Below are 23,257 nucleotides of genomic sequence, written 5' to 3'. Positions count from 1 at the left end.
GACGGACTCAGGATGCAGCAGCGTCCCGCGCCAGCGGCAGCCCCGCGGCCTGCCATTCCGGCACGCCTTCGGCCACCTTGCTGGCGCGAAAGCCGCGCTGCACCAGCAGCGTCACCGCGGCGTCCGACATCACGCAGAACGGCCCGCGGCAATAGGCCACGATGTCCTTGTCGCGCGGAAGTTCGCGCAGCCGCGCCTCCAGCTCGGGCAGCGGCAGCGACCGCGCTCCGGGCAGATGCGCGGTGCGGTATTCGGCCTCTGGGCGCACGTCGATCAGCACCGCGTCGCCCTTGCGCACCTTGTCGAGCAGAGTCTGGCTGCTCTCCAGCGTGAGCCGTTCGGGCCCGGCGAACAGCCGCTGCATCACCACCTGAAGATCGGCCACATGCGCCTCGGCCACGCTGCGCAGCGCCACCCACAGCGCCGCCACGTCGGCGCCGCTGAGGCGATAGACGCGGCTCTTGCCCTCCTGCCGCACCTGCACCAGCTGCGCGCCTTTGAGCACGCGCAGGTGGGCGCTGGCGAGCTTGATGTCGATGGCGGCTTCGCGCGCCAGCGCGTCCACCGGCTTTTCGCCCTGAGCCAGGATTTCGAGCAGTTCGAGCCGCTTGGGGCTGGACACGGCCGCGCCGATGCGGGCGACCTGTTCGTACAGATGATTCTTGAGTTCACGCGAGTTCATTAGCTACACTCTAACGAACGTGCGAATGATTGTCCATGGGCTCTTGCATCGCAGGCTTTGTCTGGCGTGTTCAACCGACAGCGGGTGTCGGCGGCCGCGCTCCGAGGTATTCCGCTGCGTCGTGTTCAGCGCTGTTTCTATGGGGCCGGAATGGAGAAGGATGAGTGGTTCACGGGCAAGGCCGTGCAAGGCTCCCCCTCCCAGCCTCCCCCACGGGTGGGGGAGGAGTAGAGGGCGCTGCGCGTGATCTGCATAAGCCCTCCCAGCCTCCCCCACGGGTGGGGGAGGAGTAGAGGGCGCTGCGCGTGATCTGCATAAGCCCTCCCAGCCTCCCCCACGGGTGGGGGAGGAGTAGAAGGCGCTGCGCGTGATCTGCATAAGCCCCTCCCGGTCTCCCCACGGGTGGGCGAGGGGTGTTGGCTCCCTCTCCACATGTGGGGAGGGCTGGGGTGGGGCGCAGTCTCAGACTTCAACGTAGCGGATCAATAAGATCACCCCATGTGCTTGGACTCACTTTCTCATTCGCAATGACCTATCCCCACCAGGCCGAAGTGGCCGCCTTGCGGGCTCAGCTCGCCAACGACATCGTCGGTCAGACGGCGCTGCTCGATCGTCTGGTCATCGGCCTGCTCACCGGCGGGCATCTGCTGCTCGAAGGCCTGCCCGGGCTGGCCAAGACCACGGCGGTCAAGGCGCTGAGCAGCCGGGTGCATGCCGGTTTCCAGCGCGTGCAGTTCACCCCTGATCTGCTGCCCGGCGACCTGACAGGCACCGAGGTGTTTCATCCCGCCGAGGGCTCGGTGCGCTTCGCGCGCGGGCCGCTGTTTCACGACATCGTGCTGGCCGACGAGATCAATCGTGCCCCGGCCAAGGTGCAGTCGGCCCTGCTGGAGGCCATGCAGGAGCGCCAGATCACCGTGGGCGGCGTGAGCTACGCGCTGCCGCCGCTGTTCCTGGTGCTGGCCACGCAGAACCCTCTCGAACAGGCCGGCACCTACGCCCTGCCCGAGGCACAGCTCGACCGTTTCCTGCTGCATGTGCGGCTCGACTATCCCGAAGCCGATGAGGAATGGCGCATCCTGCAGATGCATCTGCAGGCCAGCGATCCGGCACGTCAGCTTGCCGCCGGCGACCGCGCTCAGGCGCTGGACGTGGCCGCCGTGCTGGCGGCGAGGCAGGAGGTCTTGCAGGTGCATGTGGCCGAAAGCCTGCAGCGGGCCATCGTCGAACTCGTGCGCTCCACGCGCGCACCCGAGCAGCGGGTGCCGGGGCTGGCCGGCACGGTGGCGGCCGGAGCGTCGCCCCGTGCGGTGCTGGCGCTGGCGCATGCGGCGCGGGGCATGGCCTATCTGCGTGGGCGCGACTTCGTGTTGCCCGACGACGTCATCGCGCTGGCGCCCGACGTGCTTCGCCACCGCATCGTGCTGTCGCTGGAGGCGGGTCTGCGCGACGTCACGGCGGATACGCTGATCGCCGAGCTGCTGGCGGTCATGGTGTGGCCTTGAATTTCCCTGGGAAGGCATGAGCACCATGCCGATGCTGCCCTGGCGTCAGGTCGCAGAAGGCATGCTCCCTGCGGCGCGGCCACGGCCCTTGCTGCAGCCGGACGACGCCGCGCGGCTCATCGCCCTGGCGCGCGGCCTGCGCATGGCGCAGCCGACGCGGCCCGTGCCGCGGCAGACGTCAGGCGAGGCGATGTCAGTCTGGAAGGGCCGTGGACTCGACTATGCCGAGAGCCGCGCCTACCAGCCCGGTGACGATCTGCGCGATCTGCATTGGCGGCTGCTCGCCCGCACCGGGCGGCCCTACGTCAAGTTGCACCATGAGGAACAGGCCACCGCGCTGCATCTGCTGCTCGATCTGCGGCCGGGCATGGCCTTCGGCACGCGCGGCCGTACCAAGGCCGAGCAGGCGGCCCGCATGGCGCTGCTGGCTGCCTCGGCCTACGCGTTGGCCGCGGAAGGCGCCAGTGGCCCGATGACCTTGAGCGTGTGGCGCGACACCGTGCACGACGTTGCCCTCGGCCGCGGCCAGAAGGCTCTGCAGCGCCTGGCGCTGCGGCTGCAGGCCGAGCTTGTCGTGCCGCCGCGCCCGATGGGGCGGCGGCAGCCCGCCGACGGCGGCTTCGAGGCCTGGGCGCAGGTTCTCCTGCGCAGTCTGCCCGAGGGTTCGCGGGTGCTGATGGCCAGCGACGGCGCGGGTTGGGAGTCGCCCGAGTGCGACGCTGCGCTGTGGTCGCTGTGCAGCCGCGCCGAGGTGCTGCTGCTCGAAGTGCGCGATCCGGTCGAGACCGTGCTGCCGCGGCGGGCCGTGCTGGAGGCCGCCGATTTCGTCGATCTGGCCCATCATCAGTCGGGCCGACTGCAGGGCGCCGCCGGGTCGCAGTTCGCCGAACGCGCGGCGCGACACCATGAGGCCCGTCTGGCCCGGTGGCGCTCGCGCGGCTTGCGCTGCGTCGCCGCCGGGGTGAGTGAGTCCGACCACGCGGTGCTGCAGCGGCTGCGCGCGCTGGAGGCGTGATGGACCGCCTTGCGGCACTGGCCGACATTCTTCCGCCGCAGCCCCCGGCGCCCCTGCCGCCGCTGCCGTGGTGGCAGATGCCGTGGGCCGGATGGGCGCTGGCGGCTGCGCTGCTGTTCGTCGCATGGGGCGTGCTGGCCTGGCGTCGCACAAGGGTCTGGACGCGGCTGCAGCGCCAGGCCCACGCGGTGCGAACCGATAGCGCGGCCACCGCAGAAAGCGCGGCCACCGCATCCGCCGCCACCCAGCTTGCGGCCGCCTTGCGTGAGCAGTGGCCCGAAAGCGATTGGCCGCAGACGATGCGCACGCCCCTCGACGATCTGCGCTTTGCGCCCCGGCCCGATGCGGCGCGGCTGCGGCTGATCGCGCTTGGCGTGGAGCGCGCGAGCGCACGCGCGGCGCGCGCGGCCTGGTGGTCGCCCGCCCGGGCGCAGCGCCGTTTCGTGCAGACGCTGCGCGCCGCCGCGCTGGAGGCGCCATGAGCCTGCATCCGGACGCGTCGTTCGTCGCCTGGCTCGGCGAGCTGGTGTGGGCGCAGCCGCTGGCCTTCGTTCTGCTGCCCCTGGCCGCGCTGCCGCTGGTGGCGGCGTGGCGCGGGCGCGTGCAGACCGATCCGGTCGGCCTGCAATGGCTGCATCCCGATCTGCAGGGCCTGCTACAGGCCCGTGCCCCCACTCGGCGTGCGCTGTGGGCGCCGGTGCTGCACGCGCTGGCGATCGTGGCCCTGGTGCTGGCGCTGGCCCAGCCGCAGCGACTGGGGGGCTGGATCGCTGCCGCGCCCGAAGGCCGCGACATCGTGGTGCTGCTCGACACCTCGCTCACCATGGGCCTGCACGATGTGCAGTGGAACGGCAAGCCCGCGAGCCGGCTCGCGGTGGCCCAGCGCGTGTTCGCCGACTTCGCCCAGGCGCGCCGGGGCGACCGCTTCGCCCTCGTGGCTTTCGGCAGCCATGCCGCCACGCTGCTGCCGCCCACCTTCGACGCCCGCGCCGCCGGGCAGATGGCGGGTCTGCTCGCCGTGGGGCAGCTCGGCCCCGATACCGCGCTGGGCGACGCCATCGCCCTGGCCCTGCGCCAGGTGAGCCGGCCACCGGCGGGGCAGGGCGACCTCGCGGAGGCCCGGGCTACCGTGGAGCGCTTGCAGCCCATCATCATCCTCTACACCGATGGCGGCGTGAGCAATGCCGGCCAGATCAGTCCGGCCGACGCCGTCGCGCTGGCGCGGCATCTGGGCGTGCGCATCTACACCGTGGAGGTCGGCACCGCGCCCGATGCGGGCCAGCCCTACACCGTGCCCGCCTACGCCGGTCCGCAGCCCGATCTGCGCCTCATCGCCCAGGCCACGGGCGGACGCTTTTACTTCGCCGCCAGCGCCGGGGCGCAGCAGACGGCGGTGCGCGACATCGGCGCGCTCAATCCCAGGCTGCACCCGCCGCCCACCCGGCGTGCGGTGCAGCCGCTCTACATCGTGCCGCTGCTGCTCGGGGTGGTGCTGCTTCTGCTGGCCGCCATCGGTCCGGGGGCGTTGCGCCGCCTGCACCGCCGCGGCCGCGCGGAGGTCGCGGGCCATGTTGCCGAGGCGGCAGACGCGGCGAGGAGGACCGCGCCGTGACCCTCTGGGATGCCCTGTGGACCCAGCCGTGGTTCTGGTCGCGGCCCTGGGCGCTGCTGCTTCTGCTGGTGCCACTGGGGCTGGCCGTTGGGCGGCTTGGCCGTGCGCGGGCCGCGCGTAACGCCGCGCTGGGCTACGCCGATGCCGAGCTGCTGCCGTTCGCCACCGTGCGGACGCCCTCCCGCACGGTCTGGGTCGGTCTTGCGCGCGACACCTTGCTGTGGGCGCTGCTGGCGCTGGCCGCCGCGGGTCCGCGCCAGCCGCAGGCCGAGGCGACGACCGGGTCTGGCGGGCTGCACCGCATCGCCGTGATGGTGTTGATGGATGCCAGCGCCGCACCCAACGACGCGCCGCTTTCGGCGCTGGAGCAGCAACGGCTGCTGCTGGCCGCGCTCTGGCCCGAGCTGCGCGGCGAGCGTCTGGGGCTCATGGCCTATGGGGCAGCCCGCCCCGGCGCCGCGATGGGGGTGGCGCAGTTGCTACCCCCGACGAACGATGCGGCGCTGTTCGCGCAGGCGGCCGACCAGGCCCGGCCGCAGATGCTGGCGGTGGACGGCGCGGGCGCCTCGCTGTCCGGTCTGCTCGACCTCGCGCGTCAGCGCCTGCGGCAGCAGGGCGAGGGCGAGCCCGGCGCCTTGCTGCTCATGGCGGGCCCGGGCATGGCACTGCCGCCGGACATCGATGTGGCCGTGCTCGGCCGCATGCTGCGCGCCGCGCATCTGCCGCTTTACGGTCTGGCACTGCCTGGCCTGTCCCCTGAGACGACCCGCACGCTGCGCGCCTTGGCCCAGGCCAGCGGCGGCGACTGGGACGCGGTGCAGCCCGGCCAGACCGGCGCGGGCGCCTGGCGCCGCCTGTATGCGCAGGGCCTCGCCCGTCTGCCGGTGAGCCAGAGTGCCGCGCCGATCGTCACCGGCTGGCGCGAGCTCTATGGCCTGTTCCTGTTGCCCGCCCTGATCGTGTTGCTGGTGTCGGTCTGGCCGCGCAGCCGGGGGACGTCCGGGCTGCTGTTCGCGGCGCTGTGCGTCGGCTCGGTGCTGTCGCAGGCGCCCCCTGCTCGCGCCGCCGAGGCGATGTCGCCGCAAAGCATCGGGCAACAAGAAGCGTTGGCCTGGTCGGCCTGGCAGCGCGGGCGCTACGCCGAGGCCCAGCAACGCTACGCCGCCCTGCCGGGCTATGCCGCACGCATGGGCGAGGGCGCGGCCGCCTATCGGCAAAGGCAGTATCAGCTCGCGGCCCGGGCCTTCCATCGCGCCTTGCTGCGGGCCGACACGCCGTCGCAGCGTTTCGCGGCCTTCTACGACCTGGGCAATGCCACGCTGCATCTGCCCGGAAAATCGCGCGAAGCGGTCCAGGCCTTCGAGGCGGCGCTGCGTCTGCGCCCGGATGACGCCCGGGCGCTGCGCAACGCCCGACTCGCCCAGCGCGCCTACGACATCGCCCACCCGCCGAGCTATCTCGTGGGCATCGCCAAGCGCGCACCGGCCCTCCACCATTCCCGCTTCGGGCAGCAGACGTCCGACACGCCGTCCCAGCTTCGGCATCGCCCGCCCGCGCAGGCTTCGGCACCGTTGCAGCAGGGCGAGGCCCTGCCGGCCCAGGGTCGCCTGAGCGCCACGGCCACGGCCGGCGCCGCGGTCGCAAAAGCGGCCTGGCAGCCACCCGAGCTCGACTGGGCGGGTGCCGACAAGCGGGTGCAACTGCTCGACGACGCCCGCGCCGAACTGCTGGCGCAGCGCGCCGCCCTCGATACCCGCGCGGCCGCAGGAGATGCGCCATGACGCGGTGGGTGCGCGCCGCCGTCGGGCTTGCGCTGTCGGCCTTCGCCGCATGGGCGGCGGCGCAGGGCACGCTGCAATGCCGGGTGGACAGCGCCACGCCCGTGCTCGGACGCCCGCTGACCTGGACGCTTACCGCGCGCGACACGGCGCAGCCCCTGCCCGATTTCAGCGCCGCCAGTCTGCGCCCGGAATGGCTGCTCACCGAGCAGCAGGGCGCCAGCGGCAGCGACGCCGCGGGGCATCGCGAGCAGAGCGCCGCGTTGACCCTCATTGCCTTGCGCAGCGGGCGCTTGACCCTGCCCGAGGTGCGGGCCGGCAGCGCCCGCTGCCCGGCGCAGAGCCTGGACGTGGCGCCCGCCGCGGCGGGCGAGGCGCCGCTGCAATGGCGCACCCAGATGCGACCGGTCCATCCCTACGCGCTGCAACCGCTGCGGGTCGAGCTTTGGGTCATCGGCGCGGGCAATCTGGCGTGGACCACGCCGCCTGCGCGCAGCGCCCAGGCGCGGCTGGTGCCGCTGGACGAGAGCACGCGCACCGAAGTCATCGACGGCACCGCCCAGCTCGTGCAGGTCTTCGCCTGGCAGGTGCTGCCCCTGCAGGCCGGGGCGGTGACGGTGGATTTCGGTCTGGTGCGCGCACGCGCCTTCGGCCAACTGCGGGTGTACGCCCCGCCGCCGCTGCAGTTCGACGCGTGGGCGCTGCCGCTATGGTGGCCGGCCGATGGCCTGATCGGGGCGCCGCATGTGCAGGTTCTGCAAGCCTCGACGGCGCTGCGTCTGGGCCAGACCGGCGTGTGGCGGCTGCGGCTGTCGTCGCCCGGTCTCGACCGCGCCCAGGCCTTGCGCCTGGTGAACGCCTGGACCGCCGCGCTGCCGCCCGCCTTCGGCATGGCAGGTGCGCAAGTGCGCCGCGCCAACGACACCCCCGCCAGCGACGGCGATGGCTGGGACATCGACCTCTATCTGCGGCCGCAGTCGGCCGGGCGGCTGCAGGCCCCGGCGCTGCGTCTGGACTATTTCGACCCGCGCACCGAGTTGCCCGCCACCGCCCGCTGGCAGCCCCCCGCGATGCAGGTGGACGATCTGCGCATGCGTCATCTGGCCCTCGGCCTGCTCGGTGCGGCTGGCGTGCTCGGTCTGCTCTTCGGATTGCGCGCAGCCGTTTGCCAGGCGTGTCGTCGCCGGGCGCGCCGTGCCGCCTGGCGCGCCGTGGCGCGGGCCGACACGCCCACGGCCCTGCTGCGCGCCTGGCTCAAGGTGCCGACCCGCGCTGCGGCGCCCGCCGCGGCCACCCTGCAGGACTGGCTGCAAGCCGCCGACGTGCCCGAAACGCACGCCCTGCGCCGCCATGCCGAACGTCTGCAGCACATGCTCTACCTCGCTCCGCCTGGGAATGTCTCCCACTCCGACCTTGCCGCACTGGCCGCAGCCGTGCATGAGGCGCTGCGCCAACGCCGCTGAGGCGAATGCCGCCGCGCGGCCGAGACCCCTCAATTGGTGGGGAGGCCGGGCAGGGGCATGGTTCACAATCCACCAGGCGTCATCCAACACGGAGGAGCCGCCATGAAACCCTGGACATTCACGCTGGCCGCTGCCAGCCTTTGCGTGGCCGCTCTGGCCATGCCATCCGCGCAGGCGCAGAGCGCCTCCAGCCGTGCCGAAGACGCGATGGACCAGATTCTGTTCGACTTCGATGCGAGCGACTACGTGAGCTACCGGGTGGTGAACTTCGGCTATCTCGAAATCACCTTCCCCAACAACACCCCGCGCGACGTGGCACAGCGCATTCTCGATGCCGCCAAACACAGCCCCGACATCAGCGGCGTGCGCGAGAACTTCCGCGGCGCGTCCTGTTCGCGGTTCTAGAGTCGGCTGCAATCTTTCCTGCGGTGGCGGGCGCAGGCAGCGGCCGCGCCGCTTCACACCACCGTGAACTGGCCCATCATGCCGTTGTCCTCGTGTTCGAGGATGTGGCAGTGATACATGTAGGGATGATGGACGCCTGCCGGTTGGCCGAAGTGCATGATCAGGCGCACCGTCTCGTTTCGGCGCAGCAGCACCACGTCTTTCCAGCCGCGTTCATGTTCGGGCGGGGGCGCCCCGTTGCGCGCGAGGATCTGGAACGAGGTGCCGTGCACATGGAAGGGATGCGCCATCTCGGCGTCGTTGCTGACCTCCCAGATCTCGGTGTCGCCACGGCGGATCTGCTGATTGATCACCGCCATGTCCATGTATTGATGGTTGATGGAAAACATGCGCTCGCCGCCGGTTCCCAGGCTCATGCCGCCAGGGCCGGCCAGCGCGGCGGCGCCACCCATGCCACCCATGCCACCCATGCCGTTCATCGAGCCCGACATGCCCTGAAGACTGAACGGGCGCGGCTGCGGGCGGGTCGGCTTCAGGGTGTCCACCGCGGCGAGCTGCGCGGGCAGACGGCCCGGGCGCGCGTTGGGCGCGGTCACGCGGATCTGCAGCAGGTCGAAGCCGCTGTGGTCGAACGCGTCCGAATCCCCCATGGAGCTGCCCAGATCGGGCACGACCGGCGCGGAGTTGCTGCGCAGCACCAGCGTCTTGCCCTGCATGCCGCGCAGGTCGAGCACGATCTCGGCGCGCTCGGCCGGCGCCAGCAGCAGCGCGCGCATCTCCACGGGCCGGGGCAGCAGCCCGGCGTCGCTGGCAATCATGTGGAACGGGCGCTGGTCGGACCGCTCCATGTTGTAGACGCGGGCGTTCGAGGCATTGAGCAGCCGCAGCCGCACGCGCTGCGCGGGCAGGGCGGCGAAGGGCTGCTCCCGGCCGTTGACCAGAAAGCGGTCGCCCTTCATGCCCATCATGTCGCTCATGCCCTCGGTCATGTAGACCAGCCGTCCCTGGGCGTCGAGGCGACGGTCCTGCAGGATGAGGGGAATGTCGTCAACGCCCCAGACATGCGGCAGACCCAGCCGGGCGTCGAGCCCGTCGTCCACCAGCAGCAGTCCGGCCATGCCCGCCCAGACATGGGCGCCCGTGCGCATGTCGGGATGCGGGTGATACCAGAGCGTGGCCGCGGGCTGGTCCAGCGTGAACGCCGAACGCTGGCTGGCGCCCGGGGCGGTGGGGGCGTGGGGGCCGCCGTCCATCGCGCCCGGCACATGCGCGCCGTGCCAGTGGGTGGTGCTGGTCTGATCCAGCCCGTTGGCCACGGTGAGCGCCACAGGCCGTCCGCGCGGAATCCGCAGGGCAGGTCCGAGAAAGCCGCCGTTGTAACCCCAGGTCGGCGTGTTCACCGAGGCGACCAGCTGGCTCTGCCCGGCCTGCATGCGCAGCGCGTAGGCCCTCACCCCATCGGCCTGCAACTCGCCACGCAGCTCCGGCGGAATGGCCAGGGGCCGCTTGAACGCGCCTGGCCGGGTGGCCGACGCTGGCTTCGGTGCGGCTGGCGCAGGGTGCATGTCGTGCATCGATCCCATGTCCATGCCGGGCATGGTCTGGGCGCCTGCGGTGGCCGCCATCGCGGCCGAGACACCGGCCAGCCCTGCGCCCAGGAAGGCGCGGCGCGTGGTCTTGATCGGCGCGGCTGAAACGGAGGTGTCAGGGCTTTGGGTGGCGCGTTTCATGAGGGTTCTGTCAAAGGATGGGGCGGGCCAGAGCCCGGCGATACGGCCTGCGTCAGAGCACCACTTTCACCATCGGATGGCTGGTGAGCGCGCGGTAGAGGTCGTCGAGCTGGGCGCGGCTGGTGGCGCGGATGGTGCAGGTACAGCTCAGGTAGTTGCGACCGCTGGAGGGGCGCAGTTCCATGGTGGCTGGGTCGAAGTCGGGCGCGTGTTGCAGCACCACGGCGGCCATCGCGTCGGCGAAACCGTCGACATTGGCGCCCATGATCTTGATGGGGAAGTCGCTTGGATAGACGATCAGGCTTTCATCGCCGGGCGGCATGGAGATCGGATTCATGGCAGGAAAAAGAGAAGAGGACCGAGTTGGCATTATCCGGTCGGGCGCGCGCGACCAGCTGGTGTGGCCCGATGTCGATCTGCAACTGCTCGACGTGGGCGGCAAGCGCGTGTTCGGTCACCGCGACGGCCGCCTGTACTGACCCACGCCCCGTCCTGTGGCGCTCAGTAATGCGGCGGCAACTCGTCCCAAAGACTGGGCGGATGGGCCGATGGCTCCTCCGCGCGTTGCCGCTGCAACTGCACCACCTCGCGCATCAAGTGCGCAATCTGCTCCTGCTGCCTGGCCACCAGGGCGTTGAGGGTGTCGAGCAGGTCTTCCGCAAAGCCGAACTTTTCCTCCAGGCGAATCAGGCGGGCATCCAGTTCGGGATCAATCGGGGCAGGGCTCATGGCGATTCAAGGGTTGGGAAGGCGTTGGGGCATTGGAGCAAAGTTCTGCAAGCAACTGTCGAGTCCTGGCCAACTCCAGCATGCCATCAACCGGAGCCAACAGACTGTGCTTCGGCGGCTTTCACCTCTTTACACATTTATGGTGCTGGCGTCTTTGCTGCAGCAGTTCCTTCCACTACGCTAAATCTGGTTATCAGCCAGAAAGAACTAGTCCCCGAGATTCGGCCGCTTGGGAATCGAAGCTGAGGAGTTCCAGATGTTCAAGCATCAAGTCGCCGCGCGTGAGTGAGCGCTAATGTTTCAACACCAGGCAAGCCGTTTGGCTCAACCCGAGGACGCTGAGTCGATTGGTCGGGTGCGGGTCTATGCATGGAAAACTGCGTATGTAGGTTTCATGCCAGACATCTTTCTTGACGCGCTTGACCCCAATACCGGGCTTTCACAACTTCGGGCACAGTTGGCTGCTGCTACGCCGTGTCAAGTGACGAGAGTTATCGATTCTGAGGGCGATGTTGTGGCTTTCTCGCTTCTTGGATTGCCGCGATACGAGGCCCCTAGCGAAACGGTCGAGCTTTGGGCCGTCAATGTCATGCCAGCCTATTGGCGCCGTGGGTATGGCGCAGCACTTGTCGAGGTCGCCTTCCAGGATGCAAGAGCAAAACGCGGCAGGTGCCTTGAACTCTGGTGTATCGAGGGGAATAACCGTGCGCGCAGCCTCTACAAGCGTTTTGGCTTTGCTGAAACGGGTACGTCCCGCATCAACACGAAGCTAACTGGTCATCCCCTGCACGAAATTCAATTACGCGTCGCGCTCTGAGACGATATGGCGTCAGGTCTAGTATCTAGTCATACGGTAGAAAACCCATCTGTTCATCAGCCTTCCCTTTCCTTCCATGTCAACCGTCCCATCAAAGTTTCTCGCCGCCCTGTTCGTGACCTTCGCGCTGAGCTTGAGCGCCGCGCAGGCCGCGACGCTCGATCAGGCGACTGCCTTGTTGGATGCGGGCCATCTGACGCAGGCCGATCACGTCATGGCGCAGGTGCTGGCGGATCAGCCCCATTCGGCGCGGGCGCATTATCTGGAGGCGCGTCTGCTGGCTGCAGAGGGCAAGTGGCCCCTCGCCGAACAGGAGCTGGAGCTGGCGCGGCGTCTCGATCCCACCTTGAGCTTCGCGCCCGAGGCGCAGTCGCAGGCGCTGGCCAACGAGGTGCTGCAACACCGGTGGAAAAACCCCGCCGGGTTTGCGGGCTACGGGCAGGCCGCGCTGGCGGCGCTGTTCGTGCTGATTTCGGGCTATCTGGTCTTCGGGGTGATGCGCAACCGGCGGCGACTGCCCAGCGAAGAAAAATAAGGGGCTTGGTCTTTTTGGCACGCGAAGAGGCCCTATTGATCCGGGATGGAGCAGTCTGAACGGGTCATGGGCGAGGCCAGGCAAGGGCCTTTCCCCCTACCAACCTCCCCCACGTCGTGGGGGAGGCGTGTTGGCTCCCTCTCCACTTGTGAGGAGTGGTCGGGGTGGGCGTCCTTCCGCTCCCAACCTCCCCCGCGTCGTGGGGGAGGCGTGTTCTCTCCCTCTCCACTTGTGGGGAGGGTCGGGGTGGGCGTCCTTCCGCTCCCAACCTCCCCCGCGTCGTGGGGGAGGCGTGTTCTCTCCCTCTCCACTTGTGGGGAGGGTCGGGGTGGGCGTCCTTCCGCTCCCAACCTCCCCCGCGTCGTGGGGGAGGCGTGTTCTCTCCCTCTCCACTTGTGGGGAGGGTCGGGGTGGGGCGCTGTTTCAACTTCAATGTGCCGGATCAATCGACATCGAGCAGTGCGCAGCGGCATGGCTGCCTGTCTTCCGAATTCAATCCATCCAGCTCAATCGGGAAAGCGCTCGATATGCGTTTCGCCCTTGCGTCCGTAGTAGGTGACCTGTCGGCCTGCGAGCCAGACCGTATAGCCGATGCAACCCGCGGCCTGTGAGAGGCGCTTGAATTCGGGATACATCACCTTGCCTTGCTGGGCTGCCAGAATGGTGTTCCGTAGGGCGTCGCCGTCGAGAGCTGGCGCAATGGGGCGGGCAGGTCGTTCAAAGGCCAGGTCCAGCGGGTCGCCTTCCGGCAGGACATAGGTGGCGCGCCCGGCGCGGTAGTCGACGTGATACGACTCGACCTCTACGCCCGTGAGCTGTCGGATCACCTCGCCGAAGGCGATCGTTCCCTGGTTGGAAGCGTCGAAGGTAGCTTGGATGACTGTGCGGGCCTGTTCGTTCATGGTGATTCCTTTCTGTTCGTGGGGTGTGGGCGGTCAGTTCGTCGGCACTGCCTTGAGCTGGTGGTGTCTGACCAGGGCCTGCATGGCATCCATCAGGGCCTGACGTTCTTCTGGCAGGAGGTGGGCGAAGAAATGTCGGTCGTTGGCATCGGCCAGGTCGGCCAGGTGGGGCACTAGAGCCCGGCCCTTGGCGGTGAGGCTCAGCAATTGCTCGCGAACGCGCCCGCTGGCCCATGGCCTCTCAACCAGGCCCTTGGCTTCGAGACGGCTGATGACTTTGGAGGCGGCGCCTTTGGTCATGCCGAGTGCCTGGATCAAGGCGGCGTGGCGGGTCTGTGTCTCATCCCAAAGGGTGCGCAGGGCCACCCATTCGGTGACCTTGAGGCCTTCGGCCTCCAAAAGCTGTTGAAACCGCAGGGAGACATGATTGGATACGAAGCGAAGCCAGAAGCCCAGATGGGCTTCGAGCGGCGTGGGCATGGAAGGGGTGGCGGTCATGTGAGTTTCCCTGGAAACGCAGGCAGGATAGTTTCCAAGGAAACCTGTGTCAAGCGGCACGGCATTCGCGCCGTGAAGAGGGAACTTTCCGGCCTTAGCACTCTCTACCTGTGAGTGCTAATATCAGCAACCACAGGAGGATTCCATCCATGACCCATACCCAGTCAGCCGCACTTGCCCTGCGCCCGGCCCAGGTCGATGGCGCGTTTCCGCTCGCCTTGCCCAGTCTGGGCAATCTGGACGCCTACATCAGCGCCGTCAACCGTCTGCCCATGCTCAGCGCGGAAGAAGAGGCGCGTCTGGCGCGGACCTGGCGCGAGCAGGGCGACAAGGACGCTGCGGGCAAGCTGGTGCTGTCGCACCTGCGGCTGGTGGTGTCCACGGCGCGGCAATATCTGGGCTACGGCCTGCCGCATGCCGACCTCATTCAAGAGGGCAATATCGGCCTGATGAAGGCGGTCAAGCGTTTCGATCCTGAACACGGGGTGCGGCTGGTGAGCTACGCCCTGCACTGGATCAAGGCCGAGATTCACGAGTACATCCTGCGCAACTGGCGGCTGGTGAAGGTGGCCACGACCAAGGCGCAGCGCAAGCTGTTCTTCAACCTGCGCTCGATGAAGACGGCCAACGCCGGCATGAACGAGGCGCAGATCGACGAGATGGCGCAGGCGCTGTCGGTCAAGCGCGAAGACGTGATCGAGATGGAAAGCCGCATGGGCGGCGCCGACATCGCGCTCGATCCCACGGTGGAAGACGGCGAAGAGAGCTACGCGCCCATTGCCTACCTGGCCGATACCACCCGGGAGCCGGTGGCCGTGCTCGAGGCGCGCAGCCACGACCGGCTGCAGATCGAAGGGCTCGAAAGCGCACTCGAGCAGCTCGATGCGCGCAGCCGCGCCATCGTCGAGCAGCGCTGGCTGCAAGTGGCCGACGACGGCAGCGGCGGCAAGACGCTGCACGAACTGGCCGCCGAATATGGGGTGTCGGCCGAGCGGATCCGCCAGATCGAAGTGGCGGCCATGAAGAAGATGCGCAAATCGCTGGCGGCGTTTGCCTGATCCTCAGGCAGGCCCAAAAAAGCCCGTCGCAAGACGGGCTTTTTTTCTGGGGCAAGACCACTCGGGACGGCGCGAGGTCTCGCCCAGGTTCAGGCTTTAGCCGCCGTGCATGCACTGATCGACGAAGGCCTTTTCCTTCTCGCCAGACAGGCCCTGAGCCTTGGCTTCCTTTTCGCACATGGCCTTGGAAGGCGCAGGCTGGGCCGCCTGCTCGGCCGCGTAGGCGCTGGTCATGCCGGCAGAGGCCACGAGCAGGGCGGCGGCCAGGGTTTGAGCGATCTTGCGGGAGGAAAGGGGGGCAGTTGAATGCATATCAAACTCCTTGTTTCAGTGACTCGGGCTTGGTGCCCGCAGGTCTCTTACAGCAATCGATGTGCCAAGGTGTAAAAAATCCATCAAATCAACAATCTACCGCCATCCAGGGGAGGCATCAGGAGCGTTGTGGGGCTTGATGCGGGATTGAGCGGCCTGAGACTGTCTGCCCCGGGCGACGGTTGTGCGCGAGATGGCCAGAGTCCTTGATTTACCAGTCTCTTTTTTGTCTCCGATCGCCGACAAAGAGGTGGGCAGGGCCAGCGGCGGCACCCCTGTCCGCAGGCGGCAGACCTGTCGCCCATCCACGACAGGGCCAGGCCGGACAGGAGTCAGGAGTCAGGCCCGCCAGCGGCGCACGGCGTGCCGCAGCGTGGCCCATTGCGTTTTGCGCTCTCCGGCATCGCGGGGCGGGGCGTAGCGCCAGAGTTCGAGCTGGAGCAGCAGGGTGATGGCCGATTGCAGGGCCTGCAGCGACACGGTGTCGCCACTGGTCTGCACGCGCCTGAGCCGCGCGGCCAGGGTGCGGGGCGGCGTGGAGGCTTCGCTGTCGATGCCGGATTGCTGCAGCTTGGCGCGCAGCAGAGCGTAGGTCTGGCTCCACGGGTCCTGCCTGCGGCGTTCAAGCGCCAGAATCGCCCCGCCCGCGGCCGTGGCCACGAGCAAGGCGGCAATGGCCAGCGCGGCCAGAGTGGCCATGTCGGGCTGCTGCAGGCCGAGCTTGCGCAGCAGATCCTGCTGACGGTTGCTGCCGTAGTGGAGTACCCACTGGTTCCAGGCATTGTTGAGGGCGTCCCAGCGGTTGCGCAGTTGCAGCAGAAGTGCGGCATCGCGCGGACCCAGCGCGGCCATGCCCAGCAGCGGCTCGCGCGAGGCGAGGGTGGCGCCGCTGCGGTCGATGCGCGCGGGGTCGACCGCGGCGGTGGGGTCGGCGCGCACCCAGCCGCGTTCGGGCAGCCAGTATTCGGCCCAGGCGTGGGCGTCGCTCTGGCGCACCACCCAGGTGTCGTCCACCGGGTTGAAGCGCCCGCCCTGGTAGCCGGTGACGATGCGTGCGGGAATGCCGGCGGCGCGCATCACCACCACGAAGGCCTGCGCATAGTGCTCGCAAAAGCCGGCGCGGCGGTCGAAGAGAAATTCGTCCACGCCGTCGCGCAGGCCGTAGGTGCCAGGGTTGAGGGTGTAGCGGAAGGGCTGGTTGCGAAACCGGCTCAGCAGCGCCTGGGCGACGAAACCGCCGCCGCGCCCGGCCGCCCTGGCCTGCGCGGCCAGTTGCTCGCCCAGGGCCACGCTGCGCGGATCGAAGTCCGCGGGCAAGGCTTCGTCGGCGCGCAGGGCGGGGGTGAGCCGGGTCGGCCCGTAGCGGAACTGCGGCGACGATTCGACGGTATAGCGTGCAAGATGGTCGAGCGGCCGCCCGGTGATGAGTTGCAGATCGGGCAGCCATTGCACCTGCTGCCCTTCGATGCGGGGCGCGGCGACGGGGGCGTCCAGAGCGAAGACGAAGGGCTGCTGCGTGGGCTGCAGGGTGACGGTGTAGCGCACAGGCCGTCCGGTGAATTGCAGATCGGCAGGCGGCGCGAGCGCGGCGCGGGCGCGCTGCCCAGGGCTGGGCAGCCACACGCCGTTGTCGAATGTGCTCAGCACCGGCCCGCGCCAGTACAGCTCGCGGTCGGGCGGGCGGGGGCCGTCGAACACCACGCGGAAGGCGACCGAGTCGTCGCGCGCCAGCTCGGCGATCTGGCCTGGCGACAGGCTGGCCGACAGCCCGGTGATGGCCTGGGCGCCGCTTTGCGGCAAGGCCCACAGCGGCGCGCTCAGGCGCGGAAACACCATGAACAGCACGACCATCGCGGGCGCGCCCAGCGCCATCATGCGCAGCGCGCTCATCAGGATCTGGCGCAGCGGCGGCCGTCCGGCGGGCAGGTTGGCGTTGACCAGTGCCGCCAGCATGCCCCAGGTGGCCAGCACCATGACCAGGGCCGTGCCCAGCGATTGCGAGAACAGGAAATTGGCCGCGATGGTGAAAAAGCCAAGGAAGAACAACACATGGGCATCGCGCCGCGAGCGCATCTCCAGCGTCTTCAACCCGAGCAGCACGCACAGCAGGGCAACGCCGGCATCGCGGCCGAGCAGCGTGTGAAACTCCCAGAGCGTGAGGGCGACGGCCAACAGCAGAATGAGCACGATCAGCGCGCGTCGGGGCAGTGGCGCGCCGCGCCAGGCCAACGCGGCGCGCCAGGCCAGAAGACCGAGCACCAGCGCGCTCGTCCACCCCGGCAGGTGGATGAACAGAGGCAGCATCAGCAGCAGCGACACGGCGAGCAGGAACAGCGTGTCGCGCGCGTCGCGGGGCAGCGCTTGCGTACGCTGGGTCCAGCGGGCGAGCCGGGAGGGCTGCGCAGCGTCGGGGCTCATGGCACGACGCCAGATCGGCTTTGCCGCAACGGCCCGGGATGCAGCGCCAGCAGCCGCAGGCAGGCGGCACGGTGCGCCGCGCCGGTGGCGGGTGCGAGATGTTGCGCTCCCAGTCGCAGACCGTAGGGCGTGCCCGCGCGATCGGCGGCGAGCACCCAGGCGCACAGCCGCGACAGCCGGGCTTCGGTGTCGAGCGAGGCGGGCAGGGCGGCGAAGTCCAGCCACAGTTCGGCGCGGGCCTGCGGCTGGGCGGTGTCGCGGCTGACGAGATCGTCGCTGCGGGCGAACTTCTTCCACAGCACCTGTCGCAGCGAGTCTCCGGCGCGCCAGGGGCGCACACCCTCGGTCTCGCTGCCACCGCGCGACACGGTGGGGCCGTTGCCGGGCGTGGGCCGGGCGGGCGGCAGCGGGGGGGCGGGGTGCTCCACGGCGGGCAGAACGAGCAACTCGCCTTGCGGCTGCCAGCGGCTCCAGGCCGTCCAGACGCCCAGCGGGTACTGGCTCTCGACGGTGAGCAGCGGCCAGGTCAGCAGGCCGCGGTGCAGCGGCGTCCAGCTCAGTGTCACGGGGGTTTCGGCCTCCCGGCCGCAGTCGACATAAGTCCAGGGGTAGGGCGGTGCCGGGGCCCTGGCGCGGCGCTTGGCGGGGGCTTGGGCCATGGTCGGCGGGGCGCCCGCCGGGCGCAGCGCCAGACCCCAGCGATCGCGTGCGCCGCCTTGTAGCATCAGGCCCAGGCGGGCGCTCTGGCCCTGGTGCAGCAGGCCTTCGGGCGCGCGCGCGGCGAGCTGCAGGCCCCGCAGATTGTTGTGCGTGACATGCATGGCCATCATCGCGCTGCCGGCGAGCAGGAAGGTGAGCAGATAGCCGAGATTGAGCTGGTAGTTGATGCTCAGCACCAGCAGCACCAGCAGCAAGACGCCGAAGAACGCGCCCGTGCGGGTGGGCAGGATGTAGACGTTGCGATGCGTCAGCCGGGTGCTGCCGCCGGCTGGATGACGCGCCAGCGCCCAGCGGTCGAAGCGCTGCGCCAGACGGCCGCGCGGGCCGGGCTGCGCCGTAGGCGAGGGCAGGGCGGAATCGACGGAGGACGACATGGCCGCGACCGGGGGCAAGGGCACAACGGGCCGGGCTTACACCGCGACCTGTTCGATGAGCGCGCGCACCGCCTGCAGCGAGGCGACGCGGTTGACCGCGGGGCTGTCGGGCGTGCGCAGGCGGTGCCCCGCCACGGCGGGCAGCACCTGCTGCACATCGTCGGGGATGAGATAGTCGCGCCCCTGCAGCAGGGCCCAGGCGCGCGCCGCGCGCAGCAGGCCCAGGCCCGCGCGCGGACTCAGGCCTTCGACGAACCAGCGCCCGTTGCGGGTCTGCGTGAGCAGCTCCTGTACATAGTCGAGCAGAGCCGGGGCGGCATGCACGGCCTGCACCTGGCGTTGCAGTTCGGTCAGCATCGCCGGCGTGAGCACCGGCTGCAGTGCGGCGATGAGTTCGCGCCGGTCGCGCCCTTCGAGCAGGGCCCGCTCGGCGGCGCGGCTGGGGTAGCCCAGGGAGATGCACAGCAGAAAGCGGTCGAGCTGCGACTCGGGCAGGGCGTAGGTGCCGAGCTGGTCGAACGGGTTTTGGGTGGCGATGACGAAAAACGGCTCGGGCAGGCGGCGCGTCTGTCCGTCCACGCTGACCTGGCGCTCCTCCATGGCTTCGAGCAGGGCGCTTTGCACCTTGGGGCCGGCGCGGTTGATCTCGTCGGCCAGCAGCACCTGCGAAAACACCGGGCCCGGATGGAAGATGAACTCGCTGCGGTTGCGGTCGAACACCGAGATGCCCAGCAGATCGCCGGGCATGAGATCGGCCGTGAACTGCGCGCGGACGTATTGCAGGCCCAGCGTGGCGGCCAGGGCGTGGGCCAGCGTGGTCTTGCCCACGCCGGGCAGGTCCTCGATGAGCAGATGGCCGCTGGCCAGCAGGCAGCACACGGCGAGCTCGATCTGCGGGCGTTTGCCTTTGATGATGGTGTCGAGCTGGTCAAGCAAGGGCGTCAGGGCGTGGGTTTTCACGGGCAGCGAGGCAGTGGGGATACAGCGCACTATGCTACGAGCGCGGCGCCCGCACGCAGGTTTCGGGGGCAAGCCGCAGGAGACAAACACCATGACGACTGGCTTCTACACCCATGCCGACTGCACCCTGCACGAGATGGGGGCGGATCACCCCGAGTGCCCGCAGCGCCTGGCCGCCATCGAGGACAGGCTGATCGCCGCGCAGATCGCGCCCTGGCTGGAGCGCCACGACGACGCGCCGCCCGCCAGCCTCGAGGCGCTGGAGCGCGCCCATTCGGCGCTGTACGTCGCCGACCTGAAGCAGCGCGGTGATTTCGAGCAGGGCCATGAGTGGATCGATGCTGACACCCTGATGAACCCGTACACCTGGCAGGCCGCGCTGCGCGCCGCCGGAGCGGCCATCAGCGCCACCGATGCGGTGATCGACGGGCATCTGCACAACGCGTTCTGCGCCATTCGCCCGCCCGGTCACCACGCCACCCGCGACCAGGCCATGGGCTTCTGCTTTTTCGGCAACGTCGCCATTGCCGCGCGTCACGCCCTCGACGTGCGCGGGCTGGAGCGCGTGGCCATCGTCGATTTCGACGTGCATCACGGCAACGGCACCCAGGACATCTTTCGCGGCGATGCGCGGGCCTTGATGGTGAGTTTTTTCCAGCACCCGTTCTACCCGTACTCCGGGGCTGAAGGAAGCCTGCCCAATATGCTCAACGTGCCGGTGCCGGCCTACACCCGGGGCGACGCGGTGCGCCGCATCGTCACCGAGCAGTGGCTGCCGCGTCTGCGGGCCTTCGCGCCGCAGATGTTGTTCATCAGCGCCGGTTTCGATGCTCATCGCGAGGACGACATGGGGCAGATGGGCCTGGTGGAAGCCGACTATGCCTGGGTCACCCGGCAGCTCGCGGACTTTGCCGAGGCCCAGTGCGAAGGGCGCATCGTCTCCTGCCTCGAAGGCGGCTACAACCTGGACGCGCTCGGCCGCAGCGTGGCCGAGCACATCCGGGTTCTCGCCGGTCTGGACGGCTGACGAGCCGCCCAGACCGCGCCGCGCTCACACGCTGCGATAGAACAGGTAGTCGGCCTGGTACTGCACCTGCGTCTTCTGGCCCAGGTTGTCGGCGGTGCAGGCCTGCGCCGGCGCCACGCCGCCCTGGGTGGCCATGCGCTGGATGTAGCTCACCTCGCTCATCGCGCCCTTGCCCATGGCCGGGTTGGTTTTGACCAGTTGCAGCGGAATATTGCCGGCGCCCGCAGGGGCGGTGGCGAGCTGGGTGCCCGTCACCTTGGAGCCATCGGCATGTTCCCAGGTGGCGGGCGGGCCGAAGTAGCGCCCGACGCTCTTGCCGCCCCGATCGGTCAAGACGGCATCCGGACCCAGAAAGCCCCACTCGAACTGACCCGCGGCGTCCTTCTTGGCGCGGCATTCGTAGGTGATCAGGCCGCGGCCGACGGTTTCGAGCATGAGCTGTTGACCGGCCGGAACCTGCACGCCCTCGGCGCCAGCGCCCGCTGGCGTGGCCATCGCCGCCTGGGGCAGCGCGACCGCGACGAGGAAGGAAGCGAGGGCGGCCTTGCGCAGCCGACGGGCCATTGAGTGTTGCTTCATCATGTTCTCCAGATCAGTTGAGGGAAGGTCAGCCCATGGCGATGGGCTGATGAGGTCTACGCAGCGCCCCAACTATCGGATTCATTTATATAAAAACATTACAAATAGTTACATATGAAGTGCGCAACTCCCGCAAGGTCGGCGCCCCCGCCGCGCCAAGTGGCCGCTCGGGGGCGCTCGCTCAACGTGGCCTTAAGGCGAGATCTTGTTGAGCAGCAGCCGGGCGCGGATTTCGCCCACGATGCCGCGGCGGAACAGCAGCACGCAGAGCACGAAGATGGCGCCGATCACCATGCTCACCGAATCGTTGAGCTGGTGAAACCAGTCGATCCCGGTCACCTTCACCAGGACATGCGAGATCGTGCCCATCTTTTCTTCGAGCACGGTGATGAGGACGGCGCCGAGAATGGGGCCGAGATCCGTGCCCAGGCCGCCCACCAGGGTCATCAGAATGACCAGCCCCGAAGTGCTCCAGTGCACGTCCGTGAGCGTCTCGAAGCCCATGACCACGGCCTTCATCGCGCCTGCCAGACCGGCGAAACCGGCCGAAATCAGAAACACGCCGAGCTTGTAGCGGTTGACGCGGTAGCCCAGGGAAATGGCCCGCGGCTCATTCTCCCGCACGGCCTGCAGCACCTGCCCGAAGGGCGAATTCACCACCCGGCGAAGAAACCACCAGCTCGCGACGAACACCACCAGCACCAGGTAATACATCACCCGGTCGGATTGCAGCGGCAGCCCGAACAGCGTGCCGCGCGGAATGCCCTGCAAGCCGTCTTCACCGCCGGTGAAATTGGCCTGCAACGCGTAGAAATAGACGATCTGCGCCAGCGCCAGGGTGATCATCGAAAAGTAGATCCCCGAGCGCCGCACGGCGAGCAGCCCCATCACCAGGCCGATCAGCAGCGCGGTGGCCACCCCGGCGACGATGCCCAGCGGCGTGGGCCAGCCCCAGGTGGTGAGCGCCATGCCGGTGAGATAGCCGGCGCCGCCGAACAGCGCGGCATGGCCGAACGAGATCAGGCCGGCGTAGCCCGCCAGCAGATTGAAGGCGCAGGCAAACAGCGCAAAGCACATCATGCGCATGCCCAGCACCGGATAGAGGCCGATCCAGGGCGCGATCAGCGCGAGCGCTAGCAAGGCCCACAGCAGGCCGCTGGACAGCCTGTTCGACAGACGGGTGCGTGCGAGCATGTTCATTTCTCCTTGCCGAACAGGCCCGCGGGCCGCAGGGTCAGCACCAGCGCCATCAGAATGAAGACCACGGTGCTGGAGATGGGCGAATAGAACACCTTGGCCAGCCCCTCGATCAAGCCCAGCGCCAGACCTGAGACGATGGCGCCCAGCACCGAGCCCATGCCGCCGATGACCACGATGGCGAACACCACGATGATGAGGTTGGAACCCATCAGCGGCGAGACCTGGATGACGGGCGCCGCCAGCACGCCGGCCAATCCCGCCAGGGCCGAGCCGAAACCGAAGGTCAGCATGACCATGCGCGGGAAGTTCACGCCGAAGGCCTGGATCAGCGCCGGGTTCTCGGTGCCCGCGCGCAGATAGGCGCCCAGCTTGGTGCGGTCGATCAGCAGCCAGGTGCCGATGCTCACCAGCAGGCTGGCCGCCACCGCGAAGAGGTAGTACGCGGGCAGGAACATGAAGCCCAGATTCAGCGTGGCGCTGAGCAGTTCAGGCGGGTTGTAGGGAGCGCCGGCCACGCCGAAGAACGAGCGGAACACGCCTTCGATCAGCAGGGTGAGGCCGAAGGTCAGCAGCAGACCGTAGATCGGATCGATGCCGCGCAGCCGCCGTAGCGCGACGCGCTCCACACCGATGCCGAACAGGCCGACGAGCAGGGGCGCGAACAGCAGCATCCACCAGAAATTGAGATGCAGGTATTGGCCGCCCATCCAGGTGAACATCGCGCCCATCATGAAAAACGCGCCATGGGCGAAATTGACCACGTCCATCAGGCCGAAGATCACGGCCAGCCCGAGCGAGAGCATGGCGTAGAAGGCGCCATTCACCAGGCCCAGCATGAGTTGCCCAAGCAGCAGGGGCAGGGGGAAACCGAACAATTCAGTCAAGCGTAACCTCGCACATCAGACCACGGATGAAGCCGTCTGCGCCTCGCCGCGCGC

General features: G+C 68.8%; 25 protein-coding genes. 12 read left to right on the top strand and 13 right to left on the bottom strand.

The window, feature by feature from the left end; translation table 11 throughout:
- Positions 1-7 precede the first annotated feature (7 nt).
- The gene (locus BVH73_RS04260) at positions 8-682 is read right to left on the bottom strand and encodes an ArsR/SmtB family transcription factor (protein ID WP_079416390.1); all 675 of its coding nucleotides are present in this window, start codon (positions 680-682) and stop codon (positions 8-10) included.
- Positions 683-1,209: 527 nt separating this feature from the next.
- On the opposite strand from BVH73_RS04260, the gene BVH73_RS04255 reads away from it, so the two are divergent.
- The 7 genes from BVH73_RS04255 (at position 1,210) to BVH73_RS04225 (ending at position 8,460) form a co-directional block, all read left to right on the top strand.
- Positions 1,210-2,187 carry an AAA family ATPase gene (locus BVH73_RS04255; protein ID WP_079416388.1) on the top strand — a complete coding sequence of 326 codons (978 nt, stop codon included), beginning with the start codon at positions 1,210-1,212 and terminating at the stop codon, positions 2,185-2,187.
- Positions 2,188-2,203: 16 nt separating this feature from the next.
- The gene (locus BVH73_RS04250) at positions 2,204-3,202 is read left to right on the top strand and encodes a DUF58 domain-containing protein (protein ID WP_245800407.1); all 999 of its coding nucleotides are present in this window, start codon (positions 2,204-2,206) and stop codon (positions 3,200-3,202) included.
- A complete protein-coding gene (locus BVH73_RS04245; RefSeq protein ID WP_079416386.1) occupies positions 3,202-3,684 on the top strand; it encodes a hypothetical protein in 483 nt (160 codons plus the stop codon). The genes BVH73_RS04250 and BVH73_RS04245 overlap by 1 nt, the downstream gene beginning before the upstream one ends.
- Positions 3,681-4,814, top strand: coding sequence for a VWA domain-containing protein (locus BVH73_RS04240; protein WP_079416384.1), 1,134 nt, complete (start codon positions 3,681-3,683; stop codon positions 4,812-4,814). Before BVH73_RS04245 ends, BVH73_RS04240 begins: the two co-directional genes overlap by 4 nt.
- On the top strand, positions 4,811-6,595 hold the full coding sequence (locus BVH73_RS04235) for a vWA domain-containing protein (protein ID WP_079416382.1): 1,785 nt from the start codon (positions 4,811-4,813) through the stop codon (positions 6,593-6,595). The genes BVH73_RS04240 and BVH73_RS04235 overlap by 4 nt, the downstream gene beginning before the upstream one ends.
- Positions 6,592-8,055, top strand: coding sequence for a BatD family protein (locus BVH73_RS04230; RefSeq protein WP_079416380.1), 1,464 nt, complete (start codon positions 6,592-6,594; stop codon positions 8,053-8,055). The genes BVH73_RS04235 and BVH73_RS04230 overlap by 4 nt, the downstream gene beginning before the upstream one ends.
- Positions 8,056-8,157: 102 nt before the next feature.
- Positions 8,158-8,460, top strand: a complete 303-nt coding sequence (locus tag BVH73_RS04225) for a hypothetical protein (protein ID WP_079416378.1) — start codon at positions 8,158-8,160, stop codon at positions 8,458-8,460.
- Positions 8,461-8,513: 53 nt separating this feature from the next.
- Here BVH73_RS04225 and BVH73_RS04220 read toward each other — a convergent pair whose 3' ends face one another.
- Positions 8,514-10,190, bottom strand: coding sequence for a multicopper oxidase family protein (locus BVH73_RS04220; protein WP_079416376.1), 1,677 nt, complete (start codon positions 10,188-10,190; stop codon positions 8,514-8,516).
- 52 nt (positions 10,191-10,242) lie between these two features.
- Positions 10,243-10,527: a YbeD family protein gene (locus tag BVH73_RS04215; protein WP_079416374.1), complete on the bottom strand. Its 285-nt coding sequence runs from the start codon at positions 10,525-10,527 to the stop codon at positions 10,243-10,245.
- Between BVH73_RS04215 and BVH73_RS15695 the strand changes: the two genes are divergently transcribed.
- Positions 10,526-10,669, top strand: a complete 144-nt coding sequence (locus tag BVH73_RS15695; RefSeq protein WP_154048419.1) for a hypothetical protein — start codon at positions 10,526-10,528, stop codon at positions 10,667-10,669. The two genes, BVH73_RS04215 and BVH73_RS15695, sit on opposite strands and share 2 nt — an antisense overlap.
- Positions 10,670-10,691: 22 nt before the next feature.
- On the opposite strand, the gene BVH73_RS04210 is transcribed toward BVH73_RS15695, so the two are convergent.
- Entirely contained in the window at positions 10,692-10,919 is a 228-nt protein-coding gene (locus tag BVH73_RS04210) for a SlyX family protein (protein WP_079416372.1), read from the bottom strand.
- 394 nt (positions 10,920-11,313) lie between these two features.
- On the opposite strand from BVH73_RS04210, the gene BVH73_RS04205 reads away from it, so the two are divergent.
- Positions 11,314-11,736: a GNAT family N-acetyltransferase gene (locus tag BVH73_RS04205; protein ID WP_169836747.1), complete on the top strand. Its 423-nt coding sequence runs from the start codon at positions 11,314-11,316 to the stop codon at positions 11,734-11,736.
- 76 nt (positions 11,737-11,812) lie between these two features.
- The gene (locus BVH73_RS04200) at positions 11,813-12,271 is read left to right on the top strand and encodes a tetratricopeptide repeat protein (protein WP_079416368.1); all 459 of its coding nucleotides are present in this window, start codon (positions 11,813-11,815) and stop codon (positions 12,269-12,271) included.
- A gap of 506 nt (positions 12,272-12,777) precedes the next feature.
- Here the strand turns inward: BVH73_RS04200 and BVH73_RS04195 are convergent.
- Both BVH73_RS04195 and BVH73_RS04190 read right to left on the bottom strand, forming a co-directional pair.
- Positions 12,778-13,173, bottom strand: a complete 396-nt coding sequence (locus BVH73_RS04195; RefSeq protein ID WP_079416366.1) for a DUF1398 domain-containing protein — start codon at positions 13,171-13,173, stop codon at positions 12,778-12,780.
- Positions 13,174-13,206: 33 nt separating this feature from the next.
- Positions 13,207-13,671, bottom strand: a complete 465-nt coding sequence (locus BVH73_RS04190; RefSeq protein ID WP_079416364.1) for a MarR family winged helix-turn-helix transcriptional regulator — start codon at positions 13,669-13,671, stop codon at positions 13,207-13,209.
- Between the two features lie 149 nt (positions 13,672-13,820).
- Between BVH73_RS04190 and rpoH the strand changes: the two genes are divergently transcribed.
- Positions 13,821-14,729: an RNA polymerase sigma factor RpoH gene (rpoH, locus tag BVH73_RS04185; protein ID WP_079416362.1), complete on the top strand. Its 909-nt coding sequence runs from the start codon at positions 13,821-13,823 to the stop codon at positions 14,727-14,729.
- A 96-nt stretch (positions 14,730-14,825) separates the two neighbouring features.
- Here rpoH and BVH73_RS04180 read toward each other — a convergent pair whose 3' ends face one another.
- The 4 genes from BVH73_RS04180 to BVH73_RS04165 all read right to left on the bottom strand — a co-directional run bounded on the left by BVH73_RS04180 (position 14,826) and on the right by BVH73_RS04165 (position 19,513).
- Positions 14,826-15,041 (bottom strand): hypothetical protein, encoded by a 216-nt coding sequence (locus BVH73_RS04180; protein ID WP_079416360.1) that lies wholly within the window; start codon positions 15,039-15,041, stop codon positions 14,826-14,828.
- 339 nt (positions 15,042-15,380) lie between these two features.
- Positions 15,381-17,459, bottom strand: a complete 2,079-nt coding sequence (locus tag BVH73_RS04175; RefSeq protein ID WP_079416358.1) for a transglutaminase TgpA family protein — start codon at positions 17,457-17,459, stop codon at positions 15,381-15,383.
- Positions 17,456-18,553, bottom strand: a complete 1,098-nt coding sequence (locus BVH73_RS04170; RefSeq protein ID WP_079416356.1) for a DUF58 domain-containing protein — start codon at positions 18,551-18,553, stop codon at positions 17,456-17,458. Before BVH73_RS04170 ends, BVH73_RS04175 begins: the two co-directional genes overlap by 4 nt.
- A gap of 36 nt (positions 18,554-18,589) precedes the next feature.
- Positions 18,590-19,513, bottom strand: coding sequence for an AAA family ATPase (locus BVH73_RS04165; RefSeq protein WP_079416354.1), 924 nt, complete (start codon positions 19,511-19,513; stop codon positions 18,590-18,592).
- Between the two features lie 91 nt (positions 19,514-19,604).
- Here BVH73_RS04165 and BVH73_RS04160 point away from each other — a divergent pair, with 91 nt between their 5' ends.
- Positions 19,605-20,540: a histone deacetylase family protein gene (locus tag BVH73_RS04160; protein WP_079416352.1), complete on the top strand. Its 936-nt coding sequence runs from the start codon at positions 19,605-19,607 to the stop codon at positions 20,538-20,540.
- A 24-nt stretch (positions 20,541-20,564) separates the two neighbouring features.
- Here the strand turns inward: BVH73_RS04160 and BVH73_RS04155 are convergent, their stop codons facing one another.
- The 3 genes from BVH73_RS04155 to BVH73_RS04145 all read right to left on the bottom strand — a co-directional run bounded on the left by BVH73_RS04155 (position 20,565) and on the right by BVH73_RS04145 (position 23,203).
- The gene (locus BVH73_RS04155; protein ID WP_079416350.1) at positions 20,565-21,122 is read right to left on the bottom strand and encodes a DUF3455 domain-containing protein; all 558 of its coding nucleotides are present in this window, start codon (positions 21,120-21,122) and stop codon (positions 20,565-20,567) included.
- Between the two features lie 189 nt (positions 21,123-21,311).
- Entirely contained in the window at positions 21,312-22,319 is a 1,008-nt protein-coding gene (locus BVH73_RS04150; protein WP_079416348.1) for a branched-chain amino acid ABC transporter permease, read from the bottom strand.
- Positions 22,316-23,203 (bottom strand): branched-chain amino acid ABC transporter permease, encoded by an 888-nt coding sequence (locus BVH73_RS04145; RefSeq protein WP_079416346.1) that lies wholly within the window; start codon positions 23,201-23,203, stop codon positions 22,316-22,318. The genes BVH73_RS04150 and BVH73_RS04145 overlap by 4 nt, the downstream gene beginning before the upstream one ends.
- Between the last annotated feature and the right edge of the window lie 54 nt (positions 23,204-23,257).

This window comes from Thiomonas intermedia (assembly GCF_002028405.1).
In the GTDB taxonomy this organism is placed as follows: Bacteria; Pseudomonadota; Gammaproteobacteria; order Burkholderiales; family Burkholderiaceae_C; genus Thiomonas; species Thiomonas intermedia.
The sequence above is the reverse complement of the archived record's forward strand: the minus strand, read 5'-3'. Positions and strand labels throughout refer to the sequence as shown.